7 protein-coding genes and 1 pseudogene are annotated in these 7,407 nt (G+C 77.0%); 5 read left to right on the forward strand and 3 right to left on the reverse strand.

From position 1 onward, the window contains the following. A pseudogene (locus B0E53_RS39835) lies at nucleotides 1-495 on the reverse strand (hypothetical protein); the annotation flags it as partial. A gap of 230 nt (nucleotides 496-725) precedes the next feature. Between B0E53_RS39835 and B0E53_RS31100 the strand changes: the two are divergent. The 3 genes from B0E53_RS31100 to B0E53_RS31110 are packed head-to-tail and all read left to right on the forward strand — an operon-like array spanning nucleotide 726 to nucleotide 3,843. Beyond that, complete coding sequence (locus B0E53_RS31100) at nucleotides 726-1,085, forward strand: YraN family protein (protein WP_107079244.1); 360 nt, start codon at nucleotides 726-728, stop codon at nucleotides 1,083-1,085. 2 nt (nucleotides 1,086-1,087) lie between these two features. Continuing rightward, a complete protein-coding gene (locus tag B0E53_RS31105) occupies nucleotides 1,088-2,608 on the forward strand; it encodes a YifB family Mg chelatase-like AAA ATPase (RefSeq protein WP_107079245.1) in 1,521 nt (506 codons plus the stop codon). Continuing rightward, entirely contained in the window at nucleotides 2,605-3,843 is a 1,239-nt protein-coding gene (locus B0E53_RS31110; protein ID WP_107079246.1) for a DNA-protecting protein DprA, read from the forward strand. Before B0E53_RS31105 ends, B0E53_RS31110 begins: the two co-directional genes overlap by 4 nt. 23 nt (nucleotides 3,844-3,866) lie before the next feature. Here B0E53_RS31110 and B0E53_RS31115 read toward each other — a convergent pair whose 3' ends face one another. After that, complete coding sequence (locus B0E53_RS31115; protein WP_107079247.1) at nucleotides 3,867-4,208, reverse strand: hypothetical protein; 342 nt, start codon at nucleotides 4,206-4,208, stop codon at nucleotides 3,867-3,869. Between the two features lie 529 nt (nucleotides 4,209-4,737). Here B0E53_RS31115 and B0E53_RS31120 point away from each other — a divergent pair. Both B0E53_RS31120 and B0E53_RS31125 read left to right on the forward strand, forming a co-directional pair. After that, a complete protein-coding gene (locus B0E53_RS31120) occupies nucleotides 4,738-5,766 on the forward strand; it encodes a tyrosine recombinase XerC (protein WP_107079250.1) in 1,029 nt (342 codons plus the stop codon). A gap of 64 nt (nucleotides 5,767-5,830) precedes the next feature. Beyond that, nucleotides 5,831-7,012, forward strand: coding sequence for an aminotransferase class V-fold PLP-dependent enzyme (locus B0E53_RS31125; RefSeq protein WP_107079248.1), 1,182 nt, complete (start codon nucleotides 5,831-5,833; stop codon nucleotides 7,010-7,012). Here the strand turns inward: B0E53_RS31125 and B0E53_RS31130 are convergent. Next, on the reverse strand, nucleotides 6,946-7,407 hold a 462-nt coding region (locus B0E53_RS31130), incomplete at its 5' end, for a M23 family metallopeptidase (protein WP_210406285.1). The two genes, B0E53_RS31125 and B0E53_RS31130, sit on opposite strands and share 67 nt — an antisense overlap.

Here is a 7,407-nt window from a genome sequence, read left to right on the forward strand (position 1 = left end):
GGCGTGGGCCGGCTCGACCGGACGGCCCGACTCGACGATCGGGTAGCCGCCCAACGGGCCGGGGCGCAGCGGGTCGGCGGCGCGGTCCGCGCCGAACGGGTCGCCGGCGGCGTGTGGCGCCGGGGCGAGCGGGGTGGCCGTGCTGTGCGTCGCCGGGCCGAGCGGGTGGGCGGGGCCGTGCGGCGCCGGGCGGAGCGGGTCGGCGGCCTCGCGGGCCGCCCGCCGGCCGCCACGCTCGCCCGGCAGCTCACCGGAGGTCTCCACCGGGTCGGCCGGCCGGCGCGACCGCCAGCTGTCCGTGTCGTCGCTCAGCGGGTCGGCGGTCCCGAACCGGCCGGGGTCGCCGTACCGGTTCTCACCGGTGCGCTGCTCCGGGGCGCGGAAGTCGTCGTCGCGATAGCGCGGTTCGCCGGCGGCGCGCCAGTCCTGCTCGTACCCGCGGTCGCCCCAGTGCGACCCCTGCTCATCCTCGGGAAAGCTCCGTCGTCCGTCCACGACCGGCACGGTATGCGACCGGCACCAGGCGCGCCATCCGGGCCGCCCAGCCTGTCGTCGCTGGTCACGGCGGCATCGACGGGTCACCAGGAGCGCACGCTGGGTGACCGGAGGGCCATCACCTAGCACCTCCGGCGCATGATCGTCCGCCCGTCCACAGGGCGTCCCGTCGTCCACAGGGCGCCCGATCGGCGCCCCACCGCCGCGCCGACCGCCGCACGCTCACCGGCATGACGAAGCGGAACCAGGCCGTCGGGGCGTACGGCGAGCGGTGCGCGGTCCGGCACCTGATCGAGGCGGGGCTGCGCCCGGTCGCCCGGAACTGGCGGTGCCCCGAGGGGGAGATCGACATCATCGCCTGGGAGGGACCGGTGCTCGCCATCTGCGAGGTGAAGACCCGGCGTACGGAGGAGTTCGGCAGTCCGGCAGAGGCGGTGGTACGGGCCAAGGCACGCCGGCTGCGCGGGCTGGCCGCCCGCTGGCTCGCCGAGACGGGCACGACCGCCGAGGAGGTCCGCTTCGACGTACTCGCGGTCCGGCTCCCGGTCACCGGGCCGGCCCGGGTCGAGCACCTGAGGGGCGCGTTCTGATCATGAGCTACGCCAAGGTGCTCTGCGTGGGCCTGGTCGGAATGGCCGGGCACGTGGTCGAGGTCGAGGCCGACCTGGCCCCCGGGCTGCCCGGTGTGGTGATCTCCGGCCTGCCCGACACCGCGCTGCACGAGGCCCGGGACCGGGTCCGCGCGGCCATCGTCAACTCGGGCCAGCGGTGGCCGAACCGCCGGATCACCCTCAACCTGCTCCCGGCCACCCTGCCGAAGTACGGCTCCGCCTTCGACCTGGCCATCGCCGTGGCGGTGCTCGGCGGCTCGGGCGAGCTGCCGCTGGTGGCGCTGGAGGCCACGGTGGTCCTCGGCGAGTTGGGCCTCGACGGCACGGTCCGCCCGGTGCGCGGCGTGCTGCCGATGGTCGCCGCCGCCGCCCGGGCCGGGTTCCCCCAGGTGGTGGTGCCCGCCGGCAACGCCGCCGAGGCGGCGGTGATCCCCGGCGTCCGGGTACGCGCCGCCGACACCCTGCACCGGCTGGTCGCCTTCGTCCGCGACGGCACGCCGCTGCTCGCCCCGCCGGCCGACGCGCCCACCGCCGAAGCCGGCGGGCCGGATCTCGCCGACGTGGCCGGGCAGCGGCTCGGCCGCCGGGCGTTGGAGGTGGCGGCGGCCGGTGGGCACCACCTGGCGCTGCTCGGCCCGCCGGGCGCCGGCAAGACCATGCTCGCCGAACGGCTGCCGTCGGTCCTGCCGGAACTCGACGACGACGCCGCCCTGGAGGTCACCGCCCTGCACTCGATCGCCGGTTTGCTACCGCCCGGTGGCCGGCTGCTCCGCCGACCCCCGTTCCAGGCGCCCCACCACACCGCCACGGTGCCGGCGCTGGTGGGCGGCGGGTCCGGGCTGGCCCGGCCCGGGGCGGTATCCCTGGCCCACCGGGGCGTCCTCTTCCTCGACGAGGCGGCCGAGTTCAGCAAGAGGGCGCTGGAGGCGTTGCGCCAGCCACTGGAGAGCGGCCGGGTCCGGGTCGCCCGGACGCAGGGCTCCACCGAATACCCGGCCCGTACGCAACTGGTGCTGGCCGCGAACCCGTGTCCCTGCGCGAAGCCGTCCGGCGATGTCGACTGCGAGTGCACCCCGCTGGCCCGGCGGCGCTACCTGGGCCGGCTCTCCGGGCCGCTGCTCGACCGGGTCGACGTGCAGGTGCGGCTGCCCCCGGTACGCGCGGCGGAGCTGTTGCAGACCGACACGCCCAACGAGTCGTCCGCGACGGTCGCGGCCCGGGTCGCCGAGGCACGCCGGGCCGCGGCCGACCGCTGGGCCTCGACCGGTCGCCGGCTGAACGCCGAGATCCCCGGCCCGTTCCTGCGCCGACCGCCGTGGTGCCTGCCGGGGCGGGACACCCGGGAACTACGGAAGCGGCTCGACAGCGGTTCGCTGTCGGCGCGCGGCTTCGACCGGGTCATCCGGCTCGCCTGGACCATCGCCGACCTGGACGGGCGGGCCCGCCCCGACGGCGGGGACATCGCGGAGGCCATCCAGCTGAGGACGGGAGAGGGCGCATGACGGGCACGGCGGAAGGCCTGCTGGCGCGAGTGGCGTTGACCTGGCTCGCCGAGCCGGGCACCTGGTCGGTCTACCGGCTGGTCGACCAGCTCGGCCCGGTCGCCGCGCTCGACCTGCTCCTGGCCGGCGGAGCGCCGGACCGGGCACTGCGGTCGGCCGTGGCGGCCCGCTCCGCCATGGGCGAGGCGCGGGTGGTGGCCGAGCAGGCGCTGGCCCGGACCGAGCGGCTCGGCGCGCGGGTGGTCACCCCCGACGACGAGGAATGGCCGGCCCGGGTGGCGGACCTGCGCGGTCTGCTGCTGTCGGGGGCCGCTCGCCGGGTCGACCTGGAGACCGCGCCGCCGCTCTGCTTCTGGGTACGCGGGGCGTGGCCGCTGGGCGAGGCCCTTGCGCGGTCGGTCGCCGTGGTCGGCGCCCGGGCGGCCACCCCGTACGGCACGCACGTCGCCACCGAGCTGGGCTACGGGCTGGCCGACCGGGGCTGGACGGTGGTCTCGGGCGGGGCGTTCGGCATCGACTCCGCCGCGCACCGGGGCGCGCTGACCGCCGGCGGGCTCACGGTCGCCGTCCTGGCCTGCGGGCTGGACCGCCCCTACCCGATGGGCAACGCCGCGCTGTTCGACCGGATCGCCGAGACGGGCCTGCTGGTGAGCGAGTGGATGCCCGGTGCGGAGCCGCTGCGGCCCCGGTTCCTCATCCGCAACCGGGTGATCGCGGCGGCGACCGTGGGCACGGTGCTGGTGGAGGCGGCAGCCCGCAGCGGCGCGACCCAGACCCTCAACCGGGCGATCGGCGTGGGCCGGCCGGGGATGGTGGTGCCGGGGCCGGTCACCTCCGCCATGTCCGTGGGCGCGCACGAGGTGCTCCGCGATCACGACAAGGCGCGGCTGGTGACCGGCACGGCCCACGTGCTGGAGGAGGTCGGGCGGATCGGCTACGACCTGGCGCCGCCCGCCCGCGCGCCGGAACGCCCGCGGGACCGGCTCGACGACGAGGCGGCCCAGGTGCTGGAGGCGCTGCCCCGGCGGAAGGCGATCGGCCTGGAGCGCGTCGCGGCGCGCGCCGGGGTGGACCTCCGCACGGCGATGCGCAAGCTCTCCATGTTGGAGGAACTGGCCATGGTGGTACGCCGCGACGACGGCTACGCCCTCGCGCCGCCGCCCGAGCGCGGTCCCGGGGACGGCCGGGCACCGGCCGCCGCCGGTCCGGGCCCGTCGACGGCTCCGCCGAGCTGACCTGCCAGCCCCGGGACGTGCGCTCAGTCGCCCTCGAACCGGATCTCGGCGTCCCGGCTGTTCAGGCAGCGCCGGGCGAGGAGGGCCAACCGGCGGATCTGGTCGACCTCCGCGGGCTCCCGGGCCACCTCGGCCAGGCAGGGCAGCTCGGCCAGCAGTTGCGGGACCGCCTCGGCGTCCACCACCAGCTCACCGAGCGGATCGACCCGGTCCAGCAGCGGCGTACGCCCGCCGCCCCGCACCCGCTTCAGCAGGTCCAGCAGGACGTCGTGCGGGTCCGCCACCACCTCGGTCGTGACGTACGACGGCCGGCGCCGTGCCGGCCCGGCCCGCACCTGCCGGTAGAGGACGGCATCCACCCCCACGTCCGGTACCTCCTCCCACCGGCGTCGCCATCCGGGACGCCCGTTCCGATCGGTCTCGCGAATCACCCTTCCGCGCCGCCACCACGCCCGGTACGCCCCAGCGCCCGGTCGCCCGCCATGGGCGGGGGTCGGCACCTGCCGGCAACGCCGGTGGGTCGCCCGTCGGGGGGACCCGGGACGTTGCCACCGTCCTCTTCGTAGCAACAGTTTCCCCTGTCCAGGGCCGCGTCAGCCACCCCGAACGGCGTGCCGCGCCCACCGCCGGGCCCGGTGGCGTCGCGCTTGGCCGTCGGGCGGACGCCGGAAGGCGCCGCCCGGCCGGCCATCGCCACGAGCGGTGGCGTGGTGAGCGCTCAGCCAGCCCGGCTCGGAACGACGCCTGCCCGACGGCGCCGGTGGGAGCCGGCCCGGAGCGGCAGCCGGCCGCCACCTGCCCACGCCCTTAGGCTGAACCGGTGTCTCCCGCCCGCCCCCACCCCGGAGCGCGCCCCGGGCACCCGTGGCACCGGCCCGGCAGCCGGGGCTCCCGATGACTGACCAGCGGCGCCGCACGCGGGTGGCCCACGAGGCGCTGCCGGCGCCGATGCGGGAGGCGGTGGACGACTTCGCCGACCATCTGGCCCGGGTGCGCAACCGGTCGGCGCACACCGTGCGGGCGTACGTGACGGACCTCGTCTCGCTGCTCGACCACGCCGTGCGGATGGGCTGCGCCGACCTGTCGGAGCTGGACCTGACCGTGCTGCGGAGCTGGCTGGCGAAGCAGCGGACCATGGGTGCGGCCCGGACGTCCCTCGCCCGGCGGGCGGCCGCCGCCCGCACGTTCAGCGCCTGGGCGCACCGGGCCGGCCTGCTCGCCGTCGACGTGGCCGCTCCGCTGGCCAGTCCCAAGGCGCACCGGGAGCTGCCCACCGTCCTGCGGGCCGACCAGGCCGCCGCGTTGATGGACGCCCCGGACCGGAGCCGGGGTGACGACGCCGCGCCGGCCGACGGGAGGAACGCCGACGCAGCGGGCCGCGGAGACGCACCGGCCGCGGGTGGGAACGACGAGGCCGAGGCCGTGCTCCTGCGTGACCGGCTGCTGCTCGAACTGCTCTACGCCACCGGCGTGCGGATCAGCGAGGCCTGCGGCCTGGACGTCAGCGACGTCGACCAGTCCCGCCGGGTGGTACGCGTGCTCGGCAAGGGCGGGCGGGAACGGGCCGTGCCCTACGGGGTGCCCGCGCAGCACGCGCTGGACGCGTGGCTCGCACATGGGCGGCCGGCACTGGCGGCGCCCCGCTCGGGTGGCGCGCTGCTGCTCGGGGCGCGCGGCGGCCGGCTCAACCCCACCACCGCCCGCCGGATCGTCGCCGGATACGCCGAGGCCGCGGGCCTGCCCCGGGTGACCCCGCACGGCCTGCGGCACTCGGCGGCCACCCACCTGCTGGAGGGCGGCGCGGACCTGCGCGCCGTGCAGGAACTGCTCGGGCACTCGTCGCTGGCCAGCACCCAGATCTACACCCACGTCTCCGTCGAGCGGCTGCGGGCGGCGTACCGGCAGGCGCACCCGCGAGCCTGACCGTAGGGCCACCCGACGGCCCAACAGCAGGGGTCGATGATCCACGGCGGGCTACGATCAGGCGATGACGGTCCCGCAGCCGCCCGAGCCGATCCCCGGGGCTCGGCTGCTCTTCTCGCTCGACCCGTCGGTCAGCCACCTCAACCACGGATCGTTCGGCGCGGTCCCGATCGTCGTGCAGCGCGCCCAGCAGCGCCTGCGTGACGAGATGGAGGCCAACCCGCTCCGCTTCTTCACCCAGGGTCTGGTCGACCGGATCGCCCATACCCGCCGGCACCTGGCCACCTTCCTCGGCGCGGATCCGGACGGCACGGCCCTGGTCGGCAACGCCACCACCGGCGCCGCCATCGTGCTCCAGTCGCTCGCGCTGGGTCCCGGCGACGAGGTGCTGACCACCGACCACGGGTACGGGGCGGTCGGCCTCTCGGTGGAACGGGAGTGCGCGCGGACCGGGGCGGTCTCCCGGACGCTGCCCGTGCCGTTGACCGCCACCGACGAGGAGGTGGTGGAGATCGTCCGGGCCGGGCTGCGTCCCGGACGGACCAGGCTGCTGATCGTCGACCAGATCACCTCGCCGACGGCCCGGCTCTTCCCGACGGCGGCGATCGTCGGGGTGACCCGGGAGCACGGGATCCCGGTGCTGGTCGACGCCGCGCACGCCCCGGGCATGCTGCCGACCACCGTGGCCTCGGTCGGCGCCGACTTCTGGGTCGGCAACCTGCACAAGTGGGCGTACGCGCCGCGCGGCACCGCCGCGCTGGTGGTGGCCGAACCGTGGCGGGAGCGGATCCAGCCGCTGGTCGTCTCGTGGGAGCAGGGCAGCGGGTACCCCACCCGGGTGGAGTGGCAGGCCACCCTCGACTACACCGGCTGGCTGGCCGCCCCGGTGGGCCTGTTCACCCTGCGCAGCCTCGGCGTGGACCGGGTGCGGACGCACAACGCGGCGCTGGCCGCGTACGGGCAACGGGTGGTCGGGGACGCGCTCGGGGTGGCGCCGGCCGACCTGCCGCACCCCGGCGGACCGACGGTCGCCATGCGGCTGATCCCGCTGCCGCCCGGCGTCGCCACCACCATGGACGCGGCCCGGGAACTGCGGGCCCGGATCGCGGACCAGCTCTCGGTCGAGGTGTCGACCGCCGCCTGGAACGGCCGCGGCTACCTGCGCCTGTGTGGCCAGGTCTACAACACCCCCGACGAGTACGACCAGCTGGCCGTCCGGCTGCCCACGCTGCTCGCCCGGGGCTGAGCGGCGGGTCCCGCGGGCGGCGGATCGAGCGGGAGCAGCCGCACCGGGCCGAGCCCGAGCAGGGCGAGCGGATCCAGGTACTCCTCGCCCCGGCGCAGCCCCCAGTGCAGGCACGCCGCCGCGACGCAGCCGGGGTGCCCGGCGATCAGCAGGCCGATCGGTGTGCCGGCGGCGACCCGGGCACCGGCCGCCGGCCCGGGACGGACCGGTTCGTAGGTGGTACGCAGCCCGTCGGCGTGCCCGACGGTGACCACGGGCCGCCCGGCCACCGTGCCGGCGAAGAGAACCACCCCGGCGCCCGCCGACCGGACCTCGACGCCCGGGGTGGCGGCCAGGTCCACGCCCCGGTGCCCGGGCAGCCAGGGCTGCGGCGGCGGGGCGAACCGGCGCACGAC

This window comes from Micromonospora sp. MH33 (genome assembly GCF_003013775.1).
GTDB classification, from domain to species: domain Bacteria; phylum Actinomycetota; class Actinomycetes; order Mycobacteriales; family Micromonosporaceae; genus Micromonospora; species Micromonospora fulviviridis.